The sequence below is a fragment of the Alcanivorax sp. UBA3183 genome (assembly GCF_002364155.1).
GTDB lineage: Bacteria > Pseudomonadota > Gammaproteobacteria > Pseudomonadales > Alcanivoracaceae > Alcanivorax > Alcanivorax jadensis.
Map to the genome: position 1 here is coordinate 214,260 of NZ_DEXN01000009.1, position 657 is coordinate 214,916.

Annotated in this window: 1 pseudogene; it reads right to left on the minus strand. The window is 62.4% G+C overall.

Annotation, left to right across the window (positions count from 1 at the left end):
• Positions 1-5: 5 nt before the first annotated feature.
• A pseudogene (locus B3Q33_RS04125) lies at positions 6-657 on the minus strand (ATP-NAD kinase family protein); the annotation flags it as partial.

Genomic DNA, 657 nt, shown 5'->3' on the forward strand with positions numbered 1-657 from the left:
GTTAACTATTCACTGTTAACTGCCTCAGTGCTTACCCGATACAACACCTGATCCTCATAGCCGGTCGTCACCGGCCACAGACCACACAGCTCCCGGTCGAGCGCTGCATCACCGGTGTCCACCAGCAGCGGCCGCCCTTCCAGGGTCTTCAGTTTGGTGCGGGTAGCAAGGATCTGGATATTGTCCTTGCCCAGGCGGCGAATCAGGGCCGGGCTGAATTGCTGGTTGCCACGACCGAACAGGTGCCCTTGCCCGCCGATCACGGTGATCACCGCTCTGGCCGGCGCATCACCGATCTGCTCCAGCAGCGCCCGCGCGCCCAGATCCCGGCCGACCACTTCCTGGTTGTAGACGAGATCCACACCCAGCAGCGTGTTCTCCAGGCCCAGTTGTTCCATGACCACGGCCACCGTAGAACCGGAGCCCATCAGGTAAAAGGTATCGTCTTCCAGGCTGTCCGCTATCCAGGCGGCCACTTCGGTGACCACCAGATCTTCCACTTCCCGGCCGCCACACTTTACCTGCTGCAGGTAGCGGGCTTCGGCAGGGACCTGGAGCTCACCATAATGGCGAGCACGGACCACACCCTCGCGGAAAGCGTCCTCATCGATATCCCGTACCTCCGCCAGTTCCAGCCCCACCAGCTCGCCGCCAGCC